Origin of the sequence: Sphingobacterium sp. UME9, from assembly GCF_014170215.1 — a bacterium.
GTDB lineage: Bacteria > Bacteroidota > Bacteroidia > Sphingobacteriales > Sphingobacteriaceae > Sphingobacterium > Sphingobacterium paramultivorum.
In genome coordinates this window covers 821,972-846,197 of the sequence record NZ_LZZP01000013.1, presented here as the reverse complement: position 1 = coordinate 846,197, position 24,226 = coordinate 821,972, and the positions used below count along the sequence as shown (strand labels likewise).

Here is a 24,226-nt window from a genome sequence, read left to right as displayed (position 1 = left end):
TCTGCCTTGAAGCGTTCAAAACGGCGAAGCCCTTTTGAGTGCCTTTAGAAAACAAACACTAACGAAAAATCGAATGGGTCTTTTTCTTTCATGACCGTGTCGTTTGAATAATTGAATATAAATAATCTTATTGAATTATTCCTCTGACACAGTTCAGGTTACAGTCTCCTTCATTGATAACGTTATAAAAAACCACAAGACTAAGAAAGCCTTTAATAAATAGTAAAGCCCGATTAAATCGGGCTTTACTGCAATATGCTGTCACTTTTCAATTCAAAAACTTTTGTAAATCCGCTTTGAGCAAATCTATTTTAGTATCAAGTTTTTTCTTCTTCACTACTTCTGCAAGTAAATCTAACTTTTGTAAAATAGTTTGTTTCAAAAAACTGTAACGTTCTTCTTCTGACTTACTAAAGAAGTTTTCATGTGTTACAATTATCGGTACTCCAATTGCCTTTTCTCTTGCTCTATATGGTTCTATTTCTTTAAGGTTTTGTCGTTCATATGGAATAGGATTAACGTAGAATTGAAATAAAATACGTTTCATATCATTTCCATAATCCTCATAACGCAACGCTTTTAAAACATCTCCTATTCCTTTATCTCCCCAGATATAAGTTCTAAATAAAACACCTTGCTCATCTCCCATATTGGTAGAGGCAAAACAACCTATTATATAATTCTCATCTCCCATTTTTTAATGCATATTTTTATTCAACGGACCTTTAAGTACTTGATTTTGAATAAATTCCCACTCATAGGCGGCTTTCCTATTCGGGAACAATATTTTTTCCATATACTTATCAGACATAAAAGATTTTGTATATCGAGACTCTGCTTTTAATGCTGAAGTAATTCCATTTTTTAGAAAAGTACCATCAGCTGAATATAATTTATAACCCCAAGTTGGTTTAAGACTCTTTAAAGAGTTTCCGTGTACTGCAGCTTGCTCAACTAAATTTGCACTCGTATTAGCAACATTTATCACCCCCAACTCCCCGCCTTCAGCCGCAAGACGCATTGCACCCGGCATAAGCGGAACTTCCTTAGCAAGGCTCCGAATAGCAAAACGGGCTGCAACCATTGGTATCCCCATACGAAGACCAGTATAGATCCCTCGAGCTAAAAAATAACCATCCCCAACACCAGAAGCTATACTAGCAAAATTCATCAAATCCACCGCCGGGTCACGTGCAGCATTGATCGTCCGATAGTATACTACTGGATCATAAGGCCTACTGCCGAAATAAGGATGGTCAGATCCCCAGTCTCGAAATGCATTAAAGGCCTGTTCTAGACCACTGACCTGACGCGGCGCGGTTACCGTAACCTCGTTAAGTCCGATGACATCCTTCTTCGGATTAAACTTATTCCAGTCACCGGAATTGAAGTTGTTATTGTTGTTCAGTGTATCAAGGCCAAACAGATCAATGTATGTTGAAGGATTGTTCAGTGCATAGGCATAGGGACTCGTATCATAATGATTCTCCGACAGTGGATCCATCACATTCCAACGGGCAATCTCGCCATCGTAAAAACGTGCGCCATAGTCATACTGTCCACCAAGCTCGCCCTGGTATTCCTTGCCATTATAAAGGTAATTATTATTCCCAGATATCAAAATTGCTTTCGGTTCACCAAAAGCATAATAATCATGTTTCTGGATCACTACTCCTGTCGTAGCCGAGCTGCGTTGTACCGTTGCACGTACATTGCCAAGATGGTCAGTCAGGTTATAGTGATAACTATATGTACCGTTGCTGTTCTGCAGATAACCCTCCGAAGTGTGGATCATATCGATGACATTGACTCCATTTACCTTATTATATTCGAAACCCTCCACATAGTCCCGCACGGTGGTAATCGCCCCCACGGTCGCAGTCTTTCGCAATTTCGTCCCGGTAGCATCATAAAGATAGGTAACACTGGTGCCCCCCAGACTTGCTCCCTTAGGTAGATTCATATAATTGTAACCATACACCATACCCTGATAGTCTTTGGTCACATTACCGTTAAGGTCATAAACGTAGTCACTAGATGTACTAATCTGCCCACTCAAGCTTTTAAGCTTATTGCCATTATAACTGTATGTGGTACCTATAGCATGTCCATTCCGCTTCAGATTAATAATATTCCCCATGTCATCATAAGAGACATCTTCGCTCATTACAGTCCCTGTGCTACTGCCGTTTTTAAGGCGGTTCAGATAATCATAACTATAAGTAAACATATTGGCCATGGTAGTAGTACCGTGCCCCCAAAGCTGCTGAGCAATATTGCTATTGAACTGGGCATTTCCCAAAAGCGCTCCAGCGCTATTCACATTATAATTGAGTCCATAGCTGAACAGTGGTGAACTTGAAGAACGAAGCCAGCCACGCTCGTTGTATTTGTAATCAATGATATTCAAATAATTAGTACCGCCGTTTTCACTGTGCTGTCTTTTTTGCCGCAGCTGTCCGATCTCATTATATTCATTCTTTACCAGTATGACTTCTGCCTGTGCATTGATTTTGTGGCGGCTGGTCAATAACCTTCCGACGTGGTCATATTCATTTGTAGCGGTAACTATAGTTGTCTTTCCCCCTACTGTATGGTTGTGGATATTACTCAGCAATTCGCCCACAAAATTGTAGGTATTGGTCTCCCTGTCCGTTCCGCCAAGATGATTCTGTGCGGCGCGCTGTACAACCTGCCCACGCTCATCGAAATAATAGACCGTCAGCAGCGGTGCTGATCCATCATCTTTATAGACCTTTGTACCGGTTTGTAACGAAGCGTTCGCCGCTAGATAACCGGATCCACTGAACTCCAGACCCGAAGTATTCGCTCCCTCAAAATAATGATCATCGTAATAATTAACCAAACGTGGGCTCAGTCCTGTAACTGGAAATGCCTGCTGGGTATAACTGGTATAATCCTTTCCACTAAAGGAACCTACAACCACTGTTCGCTCCTCCCAGTGTTTCCCGCTGGAGGACGCGTGGTTATCAGCAGCGTTCTGGGCAGCTAGCTGCGTCGTATAACTAGCTGTAAGGATCCCTGTCTCGGTCACCCTTCCAAAAGCATCATATTTGAGATATCCCCATTCACTGGGAGCTTTGCCTCGCTGGACAGCATCCTGTGTCAGGATAGGAAGATTGTTCCGGTTGTAGACAATCCATTCCCACCCCCTCCCCGGAAGTTTTTTTTCTACAAGCCGCTGCCGCTTGTCATATCTATAGGCATAAATGTAATTTTCAAAATTGGCATCCGTGGTTTGGGCAGTAAATCCTGTTGAGCGTACCGCTGGAGGAATAACATACCTAAGAGCACCCGTATTATCATAAACATAATAGGTCTCAAGTTTAATCGTCTCGCTCTGCCATACCCGCTTGAGCAGCATACGCCCTTGAAGGTCGCTATATTCCTCCACCGTTCCGCTCTTTGAGGGAAGATTGGCCACATTTGTATTCACCCAGTTTTCATCTTTGGAAACTGTTTTGTTGAGCGTACCTGCCAAATAATAGCTAGTCCCAGATGCACCACTAGCATCAACTTTCCATAGACGTACGTCGTTGCCAGCGTTAGTACTATATTCCAGTACAACAGTTCGCCCAAGGCTGTCTCGCTTTGCGGCCGGCTGCCATGCTATACCCGGTGCGCCCTGCTCGATAATACGATTTAACGCAGAATTTTCAAATACTGTCTGCTCATAAGGAGCGGCTGTCTTCATGACATAGCTGTCCCAGCCTCCGCCCACTTTATAGTAGTCTCCCTGGGTGGTGGCAGCCGCCGGCTTGTAACTGCCGTCAGCACCGAGCCGTTCTGCGTAAGGAAGAAATCTTTTGCTCTCCCGACCAGAATTGTCGTATTCGATATATTGAACCAAATCTTCCTTACTAGGACTTCCCTGCCATTGTACAGCCTGTATCAGCCTACCATGTCCATCAAAATACTGAATGGTTTGGTTCACTTGCCCAACAGATCGGTCTTTCATTTCTACCATGGTCTTGATAGCCTCGCGAGGGACAGAAGCAAGTACATAGTTTTGGTTTATACTCGGGCGGCTAATATCACTGATACTGATGGTCACAGTCTTGCCCGCTGCTTGCACCGGAATATGAAAACCGTTTCCCAGCGTAACGGTCTTGAAGGCACGAATGTTAGTCTCACCACTGTAGGCGTTCAAAGTAAGATTATCTAGTAGAGCCTGTCCTTGAGCAATTGCTATAGAACCTATAGATAGTATCGTTAAGAAAGTCTTTTTCATAATTTATCCACTGAATTGGAAAGAAAATAGGGCGTAAAGGCCTGGGTTATATTATTTGGATTTTTATTGAATAGAAAATCACTCAGATCGTATAATAAATCTATACTCCCTGTATAGCCAATCGTCTTTATCACAAAAATTAAATTAAATAAAACATTTTTTTTCATCTGTTTACAAAATTTAATTACTTGAGTAAATGTCCAATGAAGAACATGAATTACTTACATCGACATTTTTAAAACTCGCATATTGTCCGTTACTAGAATATCCGCAACTCATTGTAAAGGTTGTATTTTGATTATATCCAGACGCATAGATATCATATTTCCCTTCCTTGACTTCAATCTGATAACCCGATGTTTTTGCGGGTACATAAATTGTTTTATTAGTTCCCCCTGGGAAAAGTGGGGTAAACGTCACGCCAATTTGATCATCGGTGTCGTTGTAAATATAGAAGGTATAAGTACCCCCAATACATGTTCCGTTTTCGTTTGCGTAGGCTTGGCCATTAGCATCTATCTCATCCTGAGCTTGCTGGTCGGCATGATATTGAGAAGCAGTTGAGGAGTATTTCCCTGCAGGAACCATATATGTAACTTCACTGCCAGATGTGTAGCCAATTCCACAATCATTTTTCTTAAATTTCTGGCTCCGATCTCTGTTTAAATAAAAAGTACCATTCGTGCAGTCTGTTTTTTGCCCCCGTTCATTATAACAGAAAGTTTTTTGGATATAACCATTATGATCTTTGATCATGATCAATCTTCCAAATTCATCATAATCATAATATTCACTCATCCCCCTTTCATTAGTTCTACTTCTTATGCCAAATAAGGGATTATAGGTGGAAGTACTGATCAAAGCCTTAGGCAAGGCTTTACGTAGTTTTGCTGCCGCACTCCATATTTCTCCCGATGTAACCGATTTAGCGGCTAAGTTTGCAATCATCGTTTCTCCTAAGGCAATTTTAACATTTTCATATGTCGCATTTTTCACTTCCAAAATTGGATACTGATTATTGTATCCCCATAATGTAACTATAGTAGCCCCGTCAAAAACACTCGTCTCCAAAGGATTACCTTTAGCGTCATAGGAATTAAAAAACATATTGGTCTCTATAGGGTTGCTACCGGACTGATACTCGATGCTCTTGGGAAGAACAAGGCTGCCGGTACCAAAATTGAACAGGCTATAATTTGTCCGATTAAGACTGATCTGTAGATTGTCAGCCCTGTCTATCTTCTCAATAACCGGTATAATTATATTGCGGTTGATCATATTAGCATAGACACCCATATTGTCCCTTCCTGTGGCGACCATATCTGAAGGATAACTATAGGATGAGCTTAGGAAAGTGCCATCTGATTGTTTCTGTGTCTGTTTGGTCATTAGAAATGGCTGCGGAAATGGTTTGTACTCGTTAATGGTAGTACTGAGCCGTGTGGTTGGACTCCCTGGGTAAAAGCTTTCCTCTTTTAATTCGGAGAGGCGAACTGCCATCACTTTTTCGGTGTAAGCAGCTCCTAACATATATCTTTCTGTATTGACCAGCTCCTTATCATCTGGGTTGTAATCCCCTACCGTTATAGTCTCAAGGCCGGCTATCTGTGTACCCACGAGAGTATTGTATTTATAATCTATAGATTTTAATATCTCATTTTTGCTGTTTCTGATAACCTTTTTTGTAATCAATCCCCGTTGCTGATTATTTGAAGTAACAGCATTGAGTCCATTATAAAGTTCCATGCTATTCACACTGGCCATATCTTTTGTTGTGTATTTAAAGGGCAAATAAGTATAACGATAATACTTTACCTCATCAGGAAAAGTGGCATAATCCTGAAAATTGTATTCCTCGCTGGACTGGTCAATATGTAAAAGTGTCACTTTCGAATACCCAATTGTAATTCCATCTAAATCAATAATTTTTTTTACAGGCAGGGCGTTCTCCGTCATGGTATTTACTATCCGGTCCGTCATAAAATAATTTTTGCTTGTATAATCTGAAATGTATCCTTTCGTGACATCAAACAGGCTATGCATCAAGCCTGAACTCACTTTCTTAGCAGATAAAAGGGTAGAATAATCGTATATGTTCTTATTCAACACCTTAGTTGAATCCATTTCTGTTATAGAACTAATCCGCAGCCCACCACCACTATATTGAACACCATTTCTTATATAATCATTCAGCTCATAAGCATACTTTGTACTACCGCCGGTTGGCCAGCGAATCCCTGTTAAGATATTTGCAGTGCATTTGCTGAGATTCGCGGCCCTGTCAGCACCTTCAGATACGAAGTATTTACCAGTATTATTATTATTATAATATCCCCAATGGTCAATTTTAGTAGAATTTGGCATCGGCAAATTTTCGGTTTCATTATATTCGAAGGCTGCTAATAAATGCGTCTCCAAAGCAGGTGTCTGCTGCCTAAGCGCCTTTAATTTAAGTCGCTGTGCTGGAGTAGAATCAGCACTTTTAAAGTAATCTGTCTCAAAAAGAAATTTGGTTACAAGTGCATTGCTCTTGTCAGACACTGATATCTCTGAGATAGCGTCACCATTCTGGAGGTCTGCCCGGTTCTTGTAGAAAAACTGTATTGTCGAATGGCTGCTACTAATTTTAGAAAGCCGTATTTTTCCGTTTTGGCTATTAAGTTCAGTGACCTTACTTACCCAGTTGGGATTATATGAATATTTGATTCTATTCATTTCCCAGTACTTATATTGCAATAAATTATTAATATTACCTTTTTCATATTCAAATTGGATAACTTCACCTTTGGACGAAACAATTTTGCTCAAGTGCCATGCGCAAGCCAAAGGTGAAAATACTTTGTAACTTCCCGAAGAACTGCTGCTTGTCACCACAAACATTTCTTTCGAAGCTAACGTCTCTCCAAAATAATACTTATCCCCGGCCGGGGATACAATCACCCATCTTCGATCCGGACTGTTTATGCCATCTTCTTCTATTTTGAAACCTTGTTCTTTCATAAAATGAGCTTTATTGTCCAAATCATAAACGATTCTACCACCCAGAGACGAGTTAAAAACATCGAGGTTTAATTTGTTGCCGTACGGTTTATTTATCGCCGTTAATACTGAAAGCGAATCAGTTCCATTCAAAAGTCCGGAATTGGGCTCTTCCATATTTCGGTTCACTGTCCTTGTAATAACTGATCCAGCTACTAAAGCCCATCCAAGGCCTGCTTCACCAGCAATTTCCTGAACTTTGATTCCCGATCCACCCGTATATTTCAAGGCGATATTTAAAGAAACCGATCCTTCTCTAATCGTATATATTGGTATATTTAGATCAATTTTACCACTATACATATTCAAATCTCCACTTGCAGATTTGAGCGCTGCAATACTACTGGCAGAAGGAAATAAGGTTTCAGTCTGGGCGTGTACTGTATTTAGCATAAATACAGCTGACAAAAATAATAAAGAAATCCCTTTTAGATTCCTATATAAACCACTAAAGTTAAACAACTTGTAAACGTAAAATAATTTTTCAAAGCCTTTATGGAGCAAGCAATAAAAGAATTTGCCCATTTTCGAATGAAAATCATGAATGATCAATTTGGCACTCATAAAATAATGATGTTAATAATATTTTTATAATGGTTAATAAATGCTACACTTTCACTGATCAATTGCCTTCTATTCAAAAAATATTTTATTTTTCTGGTAATCACCTCACCCACATTCAGCGTCCAGTTTTGCCCGACCCAGCTGGGATGCTGTTCCAAAAGGACACCACCCGAGTTATACTTCAGACTAATCGGCAGTTCAATATCTCGATATCTTAATTTTGTGACCGTAATGGCTATATCCAACAGTCCTGTAAAAAAGCTTACATCGGTTTTTCCATAAAAGCCAACCGAAGCTGCATTTGGCGACTGGATAAACCGATCGCTACTCTCTTGCCCCCAACAGTGACAACATAAAAAAATGAATAGGAGACTGAGACAGCCCTTCATTACTTTTTTGAAAAATTTCATAAATTAATTATTAATATATACTTCATCTCAGAGACAATAAGCCACTGTAAATTGATTAGAAAGCGCTAAAAAAATGATAATAATCTATCTATCCAGCGACTTTATTTTATTATCTTGTTTTTGTACAGTTTTATTCAATTGAATCACCTGTAAGGTCAATTCCTCAATTTTCTTCAACAGTACTTTATTCATTTCACCTAATGAGATACCGTTAGCTTCAACCTCACTTGCTTTAGGCACATCGGGCAAATGACCGTTCTTTTGAATAAATTTTTCGGTTTCATCCAGTGTCGGGAGCTTATAATCCTCCTCAAAAACATAGTCTGCCCAACCAGCAGTTTCTACTTTGATTTCCTGGCTACGGATCTTCCCGTTGACAGCCAGGTCATAATCTCCCGGCGTCTGAGTTTTGATACCGACTTTTCCCGAAAAATAAAAATCGCCCGCACCTACAGGATTGCCCAAGAGCGCACTAATAGTTGGTTCATTGCCATTGACCTCTTCGACACGAGGTCCGTAAAAATATTGGCGATCATTAATATTGGGATCATAAAATAAATAGGATCTATGCTGGGTCGCAGTTGTATTAGAAGCAAACTTGAAATCTGTTGTTGAAACTACCTTTTTACCCGTTAGGCCGTCATAGATGCCACCGAAATTTGTCGTCGATGGATCATTCGTACCATGGACATACCCCACCACGAGATACCATTTATTTAATTCAGGGAGGTCGCCATACCAAAAATAGGGGTTATTATTAGCCACTCCAGCCAAGGTTGTTACCCCTGGAGCACAACCAAGATAGGATATTCCATCGTTTGAATTCGTCTTTTTCAACCAAACGGTATAACGATAGGTTTTTTGGTTGTTAATGATAAAATAGGACGAATCAAATCCTCCATCACCGTTTTCATCGCCACTGGGGCTTCCTTTCCATAATATAACCTGTGTACCATAAGGCCCAATTCCCCATTCACGTTGGTTTTCCGAAGTTAGTCCATTTTGAGCTAACCCTGTGATTCCTCCTGTTCCTACAACCCAGTCAGTTAGGTTTAACAAATTTTGTGCTTTCCCACCTAAAGCAGAGACACTCAGGAGAAATAGAAGTCCTGATTTTAAATTCTTCATGGCTAGTTAATAAAATGGTCAATAATATATATAAATGAAATGCTCTACTCGAATACTACCCTGGTTAATTACTTTTCAAAAATTGGTATAGCTTTCGTTTAATTGAGGCAAATATAGTATTTTTCTCCACCGTATTAAAAAAATAAATCAACCATATCTACTAAAATTAATTTCGTACAATAATAAAATAATGGAAAACTAATAAAAAAGCAGTAAAGTTAACTCCACTAGCGATTTTAACACTTTTCTTATACATTGCGACTTTGACGCCATAGATCAATCTATTCTCCTAAATGTTATTTTATCAATAGTTTTTTCTCCTGCGCATTTTAAATCATCCCGGCAAAGCGATTTGCTATATTGTGCTTGAACAATGCTACCTATATAGCAAAAGTAGACAGGATTGCGCCGCAATTTGAGGAAAAGAAGGGGTATGTAAGCGGTAGTGAAGAGATACCGAAAAGTATAGAACGAATTGTCGAATAATCTGCTTAGAACAACGTTTGAAATTAATTATATATATTCACAAGGTTTTTTAGCAAATACTAACACGAAGAACACTCATCTGGAGTGATTTACTAAAATCAAAGGCAATTTAATTGTCGCTAACTCTATTTTTCATGAAATATACCTTTTTCACATTTTTAATTGGATTTATCTTCATTAATTTGTCCCAGTCGGAGGCAAAAGATTTAGTAGTGTATTCTAGTACAGACTCGGCCACAATAGAGCTTATCGTTAATGGGGATCTTAATGAAAACCTATACTTTCTAAAAAAAAGTACCTTAGAGCAAAATGAGGATATCATTAATATTATTTCCAAAAAAACGCACCGCAATATCTTTACTGTTACGATGGAGAACAATTTACCGGCGCTGCTTTATTTAAGATACCAAAATGAAGATTATCCCATTTATATAGATAAGGATAATAGGATAGAAATAGAAGTCGAATTACGGAGTGAAAAAACAAATCCAGAACGTATTACGATAAAAGACCCCATTAACACCTACATTTTAAAAAAAAACAAACTCCTAGACGAAAAAAATCTAGATCTAAAGAGACTCTATTCACTACCTAAAGATAGTTTTCTCCTTGCAAATTCGACTATTGAACATGAAATAGAAAATCTTCGCAATGTATATTTTCCAAAGATAGCTGATAAAAAATTCAAACAACTAGATTCAAATGATTTAAAGGCTTTTATTACCATCCGAAATATTTTATACGCTGATTATCACAATTATTTTACGCATAACAATTTAAATCCCATCCTAAAACTGGATGATATTAATATCAATGAATTAAAAAAAAGTGAGATAAATCTGTTGTCGCAATATGTTGTTGATTTACTTGGAATGTATTTGGATCATAAAGTAAAAGAAAAGAATAATTGCAAAAACAAAATTTACAATGAGGAACAGATTTGCCTTTTTAATCAAAGATTAGATCTAGGACTCTCCTTGTTTAAATCTTCAAAAATTGCCAATTTCTTCTCAGCACAGACCCTGCTCTATGCACTCAAAACGGGTAATCCCACTTTTTTCGAGACTAATATCCTACGATTAAAAGAAATATTTAAACGGCCTGATTATCTATCTGTAGTAGTAGAAAAAGAGCGCGCAATGGAAGCTATCGGAAAAGGAAAAGCAGCTCCAGATATTGCTTTAAAAAGAATAAATGGTACTAATTTCGATTTGAGCAGCTTAAATGGTAAAAAAATATACATGAATATTTGGTCACAGGGCTGTAGTTCTTCTGTACAGGAACTTGCTAATATAAATAAATTGGTTGACGGAATCGAAACACGATCAAATGCAATTGTTTTAAATATTTATATTGACAATGACTTAAATGAACTAAATGGATATCTAAAAAACACAAAATTAAATGGACTCAATGTGACGTTAGAAAACGCTGAGGATTTCAAAAAAAAATATTTTATATCTACCCTACCTCGTTATATCATCATCAATGAACAAGGAATAATTGAGAGCCCATATGCACCGAGGCCAGGATCGAAAGAAGTAAGAGATTATATGCAGAAACCTTAGCCAAGACTAACACTGCCTATAAGGCAGCTATTGGGGAGTGTTACTCAAACTCATAACTTCATTTGAAAACAGAGTACAGTTATAAGGAACATAACTGAACTCTGCATTTCTATAACTTACACACTTTATGAGACAGTTTCATTTATTTTTATAACTGAGCCCTTATAATCTATACGGAAATTCTTTCCTTCCGCACGGTAGGTTTTAATTAAGAGTTCTTCTTTCATTAAAATTGACTATGCGCCGACTAAGTTTGTCGAAAACCCATCAATATCTTATTAGTATTGTTTAGAAATTCTTCCATACTGAAAAAGTAACGTTTATATACTTCTTGTTCATCACCTAACCACTGCTCTACAGATTTTCCCAGTTTCAGCCTTGTTCTGATTTGATCGTCTGTTAAATACTGTAGCATAAATAAAAACCTGATGCATGAATTTAGTAAATTGTACTATGGAAAGGAAATCATTTTGGCATCATCTTTTAAAGCATTTGTATCATTAGAATACGTATGTGGGGGACTTTGCGGTCAGGGATATGATTTTGTCCTAGAAAAAATAAATGGAAAATGGAAGGTGATAAAACGCGACTATACTTGGATAGCTTAAGCGATTAAGTAAAAACCTCACACCTAAGTCACTGAATACAAACAAGCAATAAAGAAAGCAAACTATAAGGGATATCCTATCCTCGATACGCTTCATAGAGGAGTGAAGCTAAATATAAGAAACGCTAATAAAGATTTTTATCGGATTACTTTTCGCAGAAGAATACAATAATTTAAAGGGTAGCTATATTCTAAAAAAGTATTGTAGATTTCTTCTGATACTGAACTCCAAATTTATTTGGTGAATGAATTTCAACTTCTAGAAGATTACCTATACTTACTTTTGAAGTTTAATCGGAACTTACAGAGTACACTAAGCTACGATCTGCAAATTTTATTCTTCACTGCAATCCAAGTAATCAATTTCATCGTAAATGATCATATAAAGCTTTTAAATAACAGATAAAAAATAAAGATCATGAAAATTAAATCAATCTTATGGGCGGCTGCCTCTGCAGCATTATTATTGGGAAGCACTTACATGGGCCAGGCTCAAACAAAGGAAAAAACTGTTATGGTAGGTGGTGCACCTATGTATCCTTCCAAAAACATTATTGAGAATGCAGTCAATTCTAAAGATCACACGACTCTGGTCGCTGCAGTAAAAGCTGCTGGCCTTGTAGAAATCTTACAGGGACCTGGTCCTTTTACTGTTTTGGCTCCTACCAATAACGCTTTTGCTAAAGTCCCCAAAGAGGCCCTAAATAACTTAATGCTTCCAGAAAACAAGGCTCAATTAACATCAATATTGACCTACCACGTGATTCCTGGAAAATGGAGTGCCGCGCAGATCACCAAAGCGATTAAGGATGGTAAAGGAACCTATGTAACTAAATCAGTCCAAGGTGGCAACCTTACTTTTTGGATGAAAGGGAACGATGTATATGTAAAAGACGCAAAAGGTAACAGCGCAAAAGTAACAGTTGCGGACGTCAATCAATCAAATGGGGTAATCCATGTAATAGACGCTGTATTAATGCCCTAAATAGTGTTGCCATAGAATCACCTATTTATTTTAGGACAAATTCAATGATTTTATTCACAGCAAAGAAGTGTCAATCATGATAGAACGAGTAATGTTAACATTGCTCGTTTTATTCTTTGCATCTGTAATCTCCCCTAAAAATAGCTACGATTACTAATGTATTTTTATAAATTAGAGACAATGAAACTGGGGTGCAATCCGATTTCTTTTTTGACCTAGTTTGGCATATCTTTATACTTGTGATTCCGTATTACCGTTATTCTTTTTTGAATATCACATAATTTTATTGAATGAGTAATGAAAGTAAAAAATACCGACAATGCTGAGCATTATATCTGGGGTGAAAATTGTGATGGGTGGCACTTATTAAAGTCTGATTCTTTAAGTGTGATTCAAGAGAAAATGCCGCCAGGAACAAAAGAAAGTTTACATTTTCATAGTAAGGCACAGCAATTTTTTTACATATTAAAGGGTACTGCAACTTTCGAAGTAGATAATGAATCATATGTTGTTGAAGAAAACAATGGCTTTCATATCCAAGCAAGTCAGAAACACAGAATTTTCAATAGAACTAATCAAGATTTAGAATTTCTTGTTATTTCACAGCCGAAATCTCATGGAGATCGAATTAATTTGTAATCTTTCATTAAAAATAAAGTTCGTTTGGCTTGCTAAACTCTTTTTATTTTCAACACTATTAAGCTGCTCAACACAAAAGAATCTTGATGACTTTGCTGAAATAGATCGAAACAATTGCATTAGTTTTAATCAGCAAGGCAAAGGATATACAGAAAGCGAGGTTGCACCATTGATACATGGAAAAGTAAGATTATGTTACAATAACGAAATAGTGTCTGACGCAAGAGTTTTTTTTCTTCAAAATGGAAAAGATACCATAGCTTCCCTTATGACCGACAAAAAGGGTGAATTTTTAAATAAAATATCATCAGATGGTTTTTGGGGAAAAATAATTATTGAAAGATTTGGATCAAATCTTTCAATCGATGATGTCCGAATTGATGCTAATTTTAAAGATTATTATTTGGATATAAAATTACCAAGGCAACCTGTTTATATAAATGAAACAGGGCCTAAAAAGGACCAGAAAAAGCTGAGGAAAGAAGTTGAAAAAGCAAATAGAAAACATAGATAGGTGTTGCAAATTGATTTGGGGTGTTAAAATTTCAGTACTTTTTTTGGTGATTTGCATCTTCTCCTGTTCTATCATCCAATCGAGAACGGAAAAAGTTAAGGCACTCGGCGGATATGAAGCTTCAGGCTATGTAGACGAGAACACTTCTCAGGATTCAGTAACGATTTCAGGCATTGTCACTGAAGCTAAGACAAAGCGAAAAGTACCCAATGCCGAGATACGATTTTTAGATTCTGAAGGAAATACGCTCAAAAAATTATCTTCCGACACTGATGGATCATTCAATACAAAACTGGCAAAACTCACAAAATTTGGAAGTATCGAAATTGATGGAAATAGTGCTGGTTTTCTCACTATAGCAAACATTGACTTTGGCATTTTTGTCAATAACATGGAGATTTCGGATAAACTGACCATGTAATTCCGTCGCAAATTGACCATTTAAATTGAAGTTCGAAATAACATAAAATAATATATTTAAAATCTATAGGTACATTATTTTAATGGTCAAACTTATTCGAATTCACTGATCAGTAATTTCCGAAATAATATGATCAAAGCCTCCAAAATCTCCACCTATATCAAGAACATCAAAATGATTACATATCACTTACGGATATTGCAAGACACAAAGATTCGACACATATAGATAGCATTATCCAAAATTGGATGAGAAATCGTAATACCATTGAACTCTTAGGTTTTTGGGAAAGTATATATAATCCCAATTTTAAACCCGTCGAATTCGACGGGTTTAGAAAACAAGCTGGTCTCAATAGTTTTGTGATGACCCCAAAACGTTGGATAGAAAATACCAACGCAATTGGAATAATTTCTAAAGCTGGAAGGTACGGGGGAACTTTTGCTCATAAGGACATAGCACTAGAATTCGCTTACTGGATTTCAATCGAGTTTAAACTTTATATAATAAAGGAGTTTCAACGTTTAAAAGACGATGAAAACAATCGTTTGAAATTAAATTGGGATTTAAATAGAACGCTAGCTAAGGTGAATTATCAAATCCATACAGATGCTATCAAAGAAAATCTTATTCCGCCAGAAATCACCAAACAACAGTCAAATTCCGTTTATGCCAACGAAGCCGATATTCTGAATATCGCACTATTTGGAATAACTGCCAAACAATGGCGAGATACTAAGCTAACAACAGGTCAATAGTCGATCCAACATAAATCATCATTGCCTATTTCCTGTTCGGAAAAAGGAGTTGCAATTTTGAATTTCACAATTTTTTCAAGACTTTATTTAGTTCAATTACGTTTTCTCGATATCTTGGATATTTTCGAATATTTCGAACACTATGATTTTGATTATTTACGGTACCCACTTCATCGAATTCAAAAAAGAGCTCGTCAATTAAAAGTCCGTTTAATATACACTTAGAAATATATTCCGCACTTTGTTCAAACTTTGGTATTGTTTTTAAATGGTCATGTATAATCTGCTTCGCATTATCTTTTTGATGTTGTTCAATTGCTGTCATTGGTAACATAAGCAGAAATAAATGTTCAAACTGCTGAAGTGATAAAAGTTCATCCCAAGTTAGAAACCATGCTTCAAAATGTCCCCCCAAATTCCCAAAGTAAATGTCGTTAAGAAAAAATATAATTTCATGATCTTGAAATTCAATTAAGAAAGTTATATCTTCCACTAAATTTCCTCCGATAAATTTTAAAGATTCTCCATCTTTATCTATCGAAAAAAATTGTTCTTCCCATTCAGCTAATTTTTCTTTGTCAATTCCGATAACTTCTAGTGCTTCGTCAATGTTGATCTCGTTGATGTCATCGTACCCATTGAACCATTTAATATACGTATACCAAAAGAACGTATTGTCTTCTAAGTTGTTTAGTGTAATTTGTCTATTCATATTTAGCTACTGATATTTAAAATTGGTCCGACAAGCCAATTTATTATTTTACCTCCCCTTCAGCTAATATAGTTGAAATATCTTTTGGTTAAACCCCCATAAATTTTATTATTTTATCCATCAAACTTGGGGTACTTCCGGCAGTTTGATCCCGGGCAAAAAATCCGCTTTCAAAATATCTTGTTCGAAAAATTATCATGTCTATCAGACTATCAACGAGATGCAATGCGTTAGATATGCAGTTCTATTTCTTATCCTATGCCAAGTCGACCGAGGAACAAATCTGTTAAATTTGTAAGACTGCAAATGATCAAAATCCAGATAGAATGGAACAGAGGGGTATCAAATGTAGGCTATACTGAAAAAGAAAAAATAACCAAAAAATATAAAGCTATGCAAAAGATAATTCCAAACCTTTGGTTTGACAGCAACGCACAGGAAGCCGCAGAATATTACCTATCGGTTTTCAAAGATGGAAAAATAATCAATACTACGTATTACCCGAACTCAGAAGCCGAAGGACTAGCTGATTTCCAGAAAGATTTCGCTGGGAAAGTGCTTACCGTTGAGTTTGAGATTCTGGGAATGCGCCTTATTGGGATCAATGCCGGACCGATATTCAAATTTAACGAGGCTATTTCGCTGATGATCCCCTGTAAAGATCAGGCTGAAATAGACTATTACTGGGAAGCACTTACATCGGATGGAGGACAGGAGAGCGTTTGCGGGTGGCTGAAAGACAAATACGGATTAAGTTGGCAGGTTTGTCCTGAAAATTGGGCGGACCTCAACAAAAGACCAGGCGCGTTCAAAAAAATGATGGGAATGAAAAAGATCATTATTACCGATTTCTAAACAAAGTAACGATCACTCGATTCACAGTCAGAAACCTAACCTCATTCCCCGATCATTTTTGTCTTTCGCGATAATCTGTATAAATACAAAATTGTCCTTCATTCAAAGATACTTTCCAATCTATATCAATTTTCAGGGATATTATGTGAACTAAAGTTCATATTCACCATTTTTTTGCTATGTTTAGTCAAACCTTTTATGATGAGCATACACAGTATAAATAGAGGATCAGGACATTATAGTATTTCAACAGGGTTTGAAGAGGCAGATTTAAAGGCTCTTGCAAAGGATATCAATACAAAATACATCCAGTTTTCCGATCCTTTATCGAATAAGGAAATAGATTTATTGGAAATGACTGTGTTCTCCCAAAGGCCAGATATTGCATTACGGATTTTTGGACATTATTCCACAGTTTGTGACCTAACTTTTCTGGAGCGTATCCCTTCTCTTAGAAAGATTTCAATAGATTGTTTAATTGAAGCTACTGGAATTGATATTGTCAGCCAGCTCAAAAACTTAGAAACACTAGCTGTGGGTATTTTAAATTTGGATAACTTTAACTTTTTAGAAAAAATCAATCCCCATCTAAAAGAATTATTCTTATATCAAACCAGATCTAAAAAACCACAAATTGACTATATTGAAAGATTCAAAAATCTAGAATACCTCTATATTGAAGGACATCAAAAAGGAATCAATGTAATCAATAAACTAAAGGATCTCAAAAAAATCGTCCTCCGCTCGATCTCAACTCCTAACATTGATTATCTTAAAGGTCTAAAACACCTGTGGTCCGTCGATATTAAACTTGGGGGCATAAAAAGTTTTGAGGCACTAAAAACCTTACCATCAATCAAATACCTAGAACTTTGGCAAGTACGTGGGCTTTCGGATCTATCATTCATTTCAGCGTTACCCACACTCCAAAATCTATTTATCCAATCGCTAAAACAGGTAACGATCTTCCCCGATCTATCTAACAATAAATTACTGAGACGGATTTCATTGGAGGATATGAAAGGATTATCTGACATGTCATCCTTAAAAAATGCCCCAAATCTGCAAGAATTCATTATTTGGAACGGAAATCAAGATCCCGAAAATTTTAAACCTGTATTTGAAAATGCTAATGTGGAAAGTGTGAGTGGCTTTTTAGGCAGTGATAAAAGGAATAACCGCTTCGCTGAACTAGCTGAGCAATATCACAAAAAGGCTTTGGAGTATATTGATTTTGTATACGAATAGCCTTAAAAAAATCTGCATAACATAAATTCGACCGAACTGAATAAATATGGATCATTTAGAACCTATACCATTATGGACATTAGTAGCTAACATCAAACAGGAAATTAGCTATGGTCAAGGGTAAATAGAAACCCGCTATGGCACGAAACAGTTTAGCCCGGGCACCAAAGTGTATATTATCGATTGGTATGCCGGGATGTGCCAAGCTATTACCGTAATCGGCTTGTCTAGAGATACAAAAAGATTAATTACTATTGTTATACGGGCTGAATGGGTCGAAAACTTCCGGGTCAAGTTATGCTACAATCCTAAAGTCTGTTCAAAAATAAAGACCTACTTTGATAAGGAGGAAACTGGAATGCAGCGGTATACAGAAAAATTTGTAAATGATATGTTTATCGGTATACGCCAATGGAATGAACCTCTCAGTTAGTTGACGGCGGATTAGAAATGTAGCATGCACCCTCTCGACGAAGCGATAACGCTATAAAAAGCTTGAATAATCAGATTTTATAAATCTCCAGTAACAATACTTATCTATAGAATTTAATTAGCTTGCTCATGTTCTGGATTTCCTAAGTCATTTCGGATCCATCAGGTATTTATGTTTGGATAATTGCAGATAACTTTTAACTTTGACTTAACGCACCAATTTTCTTAACATCGCTTGTGCTAAGTGCCTGAAAAACGAATTTCAATATGGGGAACTTGTCAAATAAAGAAATAAGAGACTATTTTGATCAATATTATCATCGGTTATATCTTTTTGCCAAAAGTTTAGTAAATGATCATGAGATCGCCCATGACCTGGTTCAGGATAGCTTTATGGTGCTGATGGACTCCAATCTCAAAACAGTAGACGCTGCTCCCGTAATTAAATCATTTTTGTATACCACGGTCAAAAACTTAGCTTCCAAAAATATAAGGAAACAAAAAACAGCGCAGCTTTTCTTCCTGAAGGAAAGAGCCGAAGAGTGGGAAGATGCGACAGTATTTGAAAAGCTCTTCCGGGCTGAATTTATTGCGGAACTGTATGTCGCATTGGAATCGTTGCCTCCCGGCTGCAAACAAATTTGTAAGTTAGGTTATCTTGAAGGACTTAAAAATCAAGAAATCGCCGATCTCTTAGGTGTGAGCATCAATACCGTGAAGACGCAAAAGAAAAGGGCGCTCCAGCTCTTGCGAAACAAAATATCACCTCAGGCATTTGTGCTCCTCTGCATCTACTTCTATCAATAAAAAAATTTTGCTTCTTTTTCACCCGTTTTCATTTTTAATGGTACATAGTATTAAAAAACCTAAGTTACCGTATGGATAAAAATGGTGAACAACTTTATTTTGCAGGTCTTTTGGCGAAGACTGTACAAGGATTGGCTTCTGACGAGGAAATCATGGCATTGAAAAATTTTATGGCCGATAATCCTCAGGCAGCACAGTTGCTTGTTGATCTGGATGATACCGAATTGTTGGACCAAGAGTTGGATGAGCTTCAAAAGATTGATCTGGCCGTCCGTTGGGACAGCTTGGAAGAAAGAAGAAAGTCAAATTCTATCCCTTTAAAACGCATATCGCCATTTTACATTTGGTTATCTGCGACAGCAGCGGTACTTATTATAGTGCTGTCTCTGTTGTGGAAACGTACTGTTGTATCAAATACTTCTGTTATTCCAGATCATCAGTATGGCTATAAAAATGATGTCACTCCGGGACATGATGGTGCAACATTAACCTTAGCTGACGGTCGCGTGGTTGATCTGGGTAAAGCAATAAATAGTAGTGCAGTTGATACCGCTAACATTCAGATATTTGATAGTTTCGTCGAATTTAAAGATCAAACCAATTCTGCAGACTATCGGCCCAATCGTATACATACTCCCAAAGGTGGCACATTTCAGGCAGTCCTTGCGGATGGAACCAAGATATGGTTAAACTCCAATAGCGAAATAGAGTTTCCAAGTCAATTTTCAGCTAACGAGCGTCGCATGAAGCTCATCTCGGGTGAAGCATTTTTTGAGGTGGCAAAAAACATAGAGAAACCATTTATTGTCGAAACACAAAGTTATGCCATCCATGTAACGGGTACAGCTTTTAATATCAATAATTACCAAGATCAAACTGTCAAAACATTATTGACAGAAGGTAAAGTGAAGGTAGTAGGTAAGCAGATGTCGGCAAGTTTACTTCCAGGACAAGCCGTGATCAATACGGGTGAAGCGCTACGCACAGAGACTGCAGATGTCAATGAAGCGCTTTCCTGGCGCGAAGGTTATTTCTATTTTGACGGAAAGACACTTCCGCAGATCCTGGTAGAGCTGTCTAGATGGTATGATGTTGATGTCAAATATCAGATAACCGTAGATCAAACCACTTATATGGGCGGGGCAAAACGCTCCAATACCTTAGCTACTGTCTGTAAAATGCTGACAGACATGTCGCGTTATACGTTTGAAATCAATGGGAAAGAATTAGTTGTCAAAAATAACAAAGGAGGAAAATGAAATAAACTAACCTAAATAATGAAGGTATAATGAAATCCGGAGATACGACGAATATCCCCGGAAATGAATCGGCATACCAAATGTGTAGTAACAAATAGTTAATAACCTAATCAATTCAAAATTATGTATAAAATCTGGTTAAGGCAATACCCAGACGAGCCTCGTTATGGCGTTAACCTTCGAAAAACTGTATTAGTCATGAAACTTTCTTTAGCGTTTTCACTTGCATTGACAGTAAGCGTTCATGCCAGTGCTTTAGGACAAAAAGTCAACCTTCAAAAGAAAAATATTACGCTAAAAGAGCTTCTAAACGAACTTCAAACACAAACGAAATACCGATTTATGTACAAAAAGGGTATTTTGGACAGCGTTATGCCTATCAATCTGGATATGCGAGATGCCCCTTTGTCTGAAGTATTGGAAGCTGCTTTTAAAAACCAGCCTTTTGAATACCGAATTTACGATGGATCGGTAACAATCTCGCCGCACACGAACACCCTAGTACAACAAGCAACCGTACGTGGTAAAGTGATCCAAGCAGACAATCAGCCTATGGCTGGAGTTTCGGTGAGTGTTGTTGGAAAAGGTGTTACAGTAGCCACCGACGATCAGGGAAACTACGAAATCAAAGCCAATATCGGTGACCAATTAGCATTTAAATACATCGGATTTAGGCCTTATACGACTTTGGTCAATTCAAACAGAATGGTTACAGTCACCATGGTTGCTGCCGGAGAAAGCAAGCTCGAAGAGGTCGTTGTAATCGGCTATGGAACGCAAAAAAGATCTGATCTGACTGGAGCAATGAGTTCCATCAAAGCCGAAGATCTTCCGAAAGCAGCCAGTGCATCTGTAGAACAGATGATTGCAGGAAAAGCTGCGGGGGTACAAGTACGCTCGACAGATGCCCAACCCGGCGGTGGCGTAGAGGTATTGATCAGAGGGGCTGCTTCAACAGGAGCCGGAAATGCGCCGCTCTATATTATAGATGGCTTCCCTGTGACGGGCGGGGTTGATCCGGGTACGAGTACACGTTATCAGATTGGCAACCGCAGTCCGCTCAATTCTATTAACCCCAATGATATCGAATCGATAGAAGTGTTGAAAGACGCCAGTGCAACAGCGATCTACGGTGCCAGAGCAGCCAACGGCGTAATCTTGATTACCACAAAAACCGGTAAACAGGGGCGTGCAAAGGTATCCTACGATCTGAAAACAAGCACACAGCGGGTGCAAAAACCATGGGAAATGATGAATGCCAGCCAATGGATGCGTGCCCGCAGCAATTATCTCCACGAACAATGGCTGGTGAACAATAAAATTGGCGTGTATGGGGATACTGACCCATCCGCAGTACCCGCATTTGTTGCCCCGTATACCGAAGATGAAATCAATGCTGCAGGCAATGGAACCAACTGGATCGATGAGGTTACTCGTAAAGGCAGTATTCAGGATCATAATGTAAGTATTAGCGGAGCAAACGAAAAAACAAACTATCTGATGTCCTTTAATTATTTTGGACAGGATGGTGTGGTGAAGAAAAACGATTTTAATCGATACACAGGCAGGGTCAATATCACCCAAGAAGTGAATAGCTGGCTCAAGGCCGGTGTTCGAGCTACAGGAAGCCGTATCGATATCAGCAATCCGGCGTTAGGGACTGGAGGTGCCGAAAATACAGGTGTGTTGGAGTCGGCACTTAAATTTACACCGACATTACCCGTGTATCTTCCTGACGGCAGTTATTCAATTGTACCCAATTCGACATTTTTTCCCAATCCTGTATCCTTGCTTGATATCAGCAATGTCACCGAACAAAACCGTTTGATGGTGCAAACCTTTGCTGAGCTGCAACCAATCAAAGATCTGAAGATCCGGACGCAACTGGGTTTTGATAAACAAGATGCCATCAACAATATTTATCTTCCCAAGTCAACACTTTATGGAGAGGCTGTAGGTGGGCAGGCGAATATTGGTCAGAATAACCGCTTTGACAAATTGTTCAATACTACAGTGAGTTATAGAAAAGTATTAAACGACATCCATGATCTCAGCATGTTGGTCGGTTACGAATGGCAATCCATGGGAAGTTCGGGACACAACCTGTCCAATAACAAATTTCCAACCGATGCCTTCGGTACAAGTAATATTGGTGCTGGTGAATCGGTACGCCCCAGTGTTGGATCATATAAAAGTGTCAATGAACTGGCTTCTTATTTTGGAAGGTTAAATTACAATCTCTTGGATAAATACCTGTTTACCCTGACGATGCGTGCAGATGGATCGAGCCGCTTTGGAAAGGGAAACAAATTTGGCTATTTCCCTTCCGGCGCCTTTGCCTGGAAGTTGGATAAAGAACAGTTTATGTCGGCCGCAAAATGGATTTCCAGTGCTAAACTACGTGTAAGTGCCGGGCAGACGGGCAACAGCAACATATCGGGAGCCTTTGCGTTCTATTCTTTTGGCAGCGATTATCTGTTTGGCAATTCGGTCAATACCGGAACCTATCTCTCTTCCTATGCCAACCCCGATCTGAAGTGGGAGACCACAACAGAATACAATCTGGGACTGGATTTGGGTTTATTTGACGAACGCATCAGTGTAACGACCGAATTGTTCTCAAAAACTATAGCCGACCTTTTGGGTGAAAGACAGTTGAAAACTTACCTCCCCTTGGATAAAGTTGCAGCCAACCTCGGCAAGACTTCCAGTAAGGGATTTGAGGTAACATTGAACACACAAAACCTCACCGGTGCTTTTCAGTGGACCAGTACCCTAACGCTCTCGGCCTATCGTGACCGTTGGAAAGAAAGAAGTCCTGATGTCGTACTTAAATCCTACGAGTCTGCCACAGATCCTATCCGCGTCCATTGGGGCTACCTCTTAGATGGCCTGGTACAGCCCGGCGAAGTAGTGCCACATATGCCCGGTGCGTTGCCCGGCGTGCAAAAAGTCAAAGATATCAATGGATATGATGAAAATAATCAGTTGACAGGTAAACCCGATGGCATCATCAATGATGCGGATGTAGTTAAGCTAGCCAATGCCGATCCTAAGCTTATCATGGGCTTTGGAAATACATTTCGCTACAAAGGTTTCGACCTCAATATCCATGTCTATGGTATGTTTGGCACCCGACGCAATAACGATTATATGGGGTACGTAACCGAAATGAACCCGAATATCAACCGTGGATGGAATATTCCCAATATGGTGGATCAGTTTTGGTCAAGCGAAAATACGCAAGGAAAATATCCTAATCCCTTTGTCGTGAATCCATTTCCCGGGTCGGGTCAGTTTTTGCTTCAGAAGTCCGATTTTGTCCGTGTACGGAATATCACCTTGGGATATGATCTTAACCCCTTGTTCAATAAAAAGTGGTTTAATGCCTTCAGGATCTATGTTGACGCATCAAATCCAATCGTCTTTACCAGTTTTAAGGGGATAGATCCCGAATTTACGGGAATATACCCGCCTGCTAAATCGTTCACATTGGGGCTTAACGTCGGATTTTAATCAAATTATTGACTTTAATACATTCA

The 24,226-nt window shown here is 38.3% G+C and carries 16 protein-coding genes and 1 pseudogene; 11 read left to right on the top strand and 6 right to left on the bottom strand.

Annotated features, from left to right (window positions below; translation table 11 throughout):
* Positions 1–268: 268 nt before the first annotated feature.
* The 5 genes from A9970_RS22685 to A9970_RS22665 all read right to left on the bottom strand — a co-directional run bounded on the left by A9970_RS22685 (position 269) and on the right by A9970_RS22665 (position 9,393).
* Complete coding sequence (locus A9970_RS22685) at positions 269–694, bottom strand: hypothetical protein (RefSeq protein WP_182983829.1); 426 nt, start codon at positions 692–694, stop codon at positions 269–271.
* 3 nt (positions 695–697) lie between these two features.
* A complete protein-coding gene (locus tag A9970_RS22680) occupies positions 698–4,252 on the bottom strand; it encodes a DUF6443 domain-containing protein (RefSeq protein WP_182983828.1) in 3,555 nt (1,184 codons plus the stop codon).
* 180 nt (positions 4,253–4,432) lie between these two features.
* Entirely contained in the window at positions 4,433–7,684 is a 3,252-nt protein-coding gene (locus A9970_RS22675) for a DUF5977 domain-containing protein (protein WP_182983827.1), read from the bottom strand.
* 167 nt (positions 7,685–7,851) lie between these two features.
* On the bottom strand, positions 7,852–8,265 hold the full coding sequence (locus A9970_RS22670) for a hypothetical protein (protein ID WP_182983826.1): 414 nt from the start codon (positions 8,263–8,265) through the stop codon (positions 7,852–7,854).
* An 84-nt stretch (positions 8,266–8,349) separates the two neighbouring features.
* Positions 8,350–9,393, bottom strand: a complete 1,044-nt coding sequence (locus tag A9970_RS22665; RefSeq protein WP_182983825.1) for a tail fiber protein — start codon at positions 9,391–9,393, stop codon at positions 8,350–8,352.
* Positions 9,394–10,013: 620 nt separating this feature from the next.
* Here A9970_RS22665 and A9970_RS22660 point away from each other — a divergent pair.
* The 6 genes and pseudogenes from A9970_RS22660 to A9970_RS22635 form a co-directional block, all read left to right on the top strand.
* On the top strand, positions 10,014–11,447 hold the full coding sequence (locus A9970_RS22660; protein ID WP_182983824.1) for a redoxin family protein: 1,434 nt from the start codon (positions 10,014–10,016) through the stop codon (positions 11,445–11,447).
* 1,025 nt (positions 11,448–12,472) lie between these two features.
* Positions 12,473–13,039 carry a fasciclin domain-containing protein gene (locus A9970_RS22655; protein ID WP_075993667.1) on the top strand — a complete coding sequence of 189 codons (567 nt, stop codon included), beginning with the start codon at positions 12,473–12,475 and terminating at the stop codon, positions 13,037–13,039.
* 297 nt (positions 13,040–13,336) lie between these two features.
* Positions 13,337–13,678, top strand: coding sequence for a cupin domain-containing protein (locus tag A9970_RS22650; protein ID WP_182983823.1), 342 nt, complete (start codon positions 13,337–13,339; stop codon positions 13,676–13,678).
* The gene (locus A9970_RS22645) at positions 13,656–14,192 is read left to right on the top strand and encodes a hypothetical protein (RefSeq protein ID WP_182983822.1); all 537 of its coding nucleotides are present in this window, start codon (positions 13,656–13,658) and stop codon (positions 14,190–14,192) included. The genes A9970_RS22650 and A9970_RS22645 overlap by 23 nt, the downstream gene beginning before the upstream one ends.
* Positions 14,193–14,235: 43 nt before the next feature.
* Positions 14,236–14,613 carry a hypothetical protein gene (locus A9970_RS22640; RefSeq protein WP_182983821.1) on the top strand — a complete coding sequence of 126 codons (378 nt, stop codon included), beginning with the start codon at positions 14,236–14,238 and terminating at the stop codon, positions 14,611–14,613.
* 170 nt (positions 14,614–14,783) lie between these two features.
* Positions 14,784–15,371 (top strand): annotated as a pseudogene (locus A9970_RS22635) (KilA-N domain-containing protein); the annotation flags it as partial.
* Between the two features lie 64 nt (positions 15,372–15,435).
* Here the strand turns inward: A9970_RS22635 and A9970_RS22630 are convergent.
* Positions 15,436–16,083: an Imm19 family immunity protein gene (locus A9970_RS22630; RefSeq protein ID WP_182983820.1), complete on the bottom strand. Its 648-nt coding sequence runs from the start codon at positions 16,081–16,083 to the stop codon at positions 15,436–15,438.
* 393 nt (positions 16,084–16,476) lie between these two features.
* On the opposite strand from A9970_RS22630, the gene A9970_RS22625 reads away from it, so the two are divergent.
* The 5 genes from A9970_RS22625 (at position 16,477) to A9970_RS22605 (ending at position 24,200) form a co-directional block, all read left to right on the top strand.
* On the top strand, positions 16,477–16,938 hold the full coding sequence (locus A9970_RS22625) for a VOC family protein (RefSeq protein WP_182983819.1): 462 nt from the start codon (positions 16,477–16,479) through the stop codon (positions 16,936–16,938).
* Between the two features lie 198 nt (positions 16,939–17,136).
* Entirely contained in the window at positions 17,137–18,186 is a 1,050-nt protein-coding gene (locus A9970_RS22620; RefSeq protein WP_182983818.1) for a hypothetical protein, read from the top strand.
* A gap of 699 nt (positions 18,187–18,885) precedes the next feature.
* Entirely contained in the window at positions 18,886–19,425 is a 540-nt protein-coding gene (locus tag A9970_RS22615; protein WP_182983817.1) for a sigma-70 family RNA polymerase sigma factor, read from the top strand.
* 71 nt (positions 19,426–19,496) lie between these two features.
* Positions 19,497–20,684 (top strand): FecR family protein, encoded by a 1,188-nt coding sequence (locus A9970_RS22610; RefSeq protein WP_182983816.1) that lies wholly within the window; start codon positions 19,497–19,499, stop codon positions 20,682–20,684.
* Between the two features lie 198 nt (positions 20,685–20,882).
* The gene (locus tag A9970_RS22605; protein ID WP_182983815.1) at positions 20,883–24,200 is read left to right on the top strand and encodes a TonB-dependent receptor; all 3,318 of its coding nucleotides are present in this window, start codon (positions 20,883–20,885) and stop codon (positions 24,198–24,200) included.
* Positions 24,201–24,226: the final 26 nt, after the last annotated feature.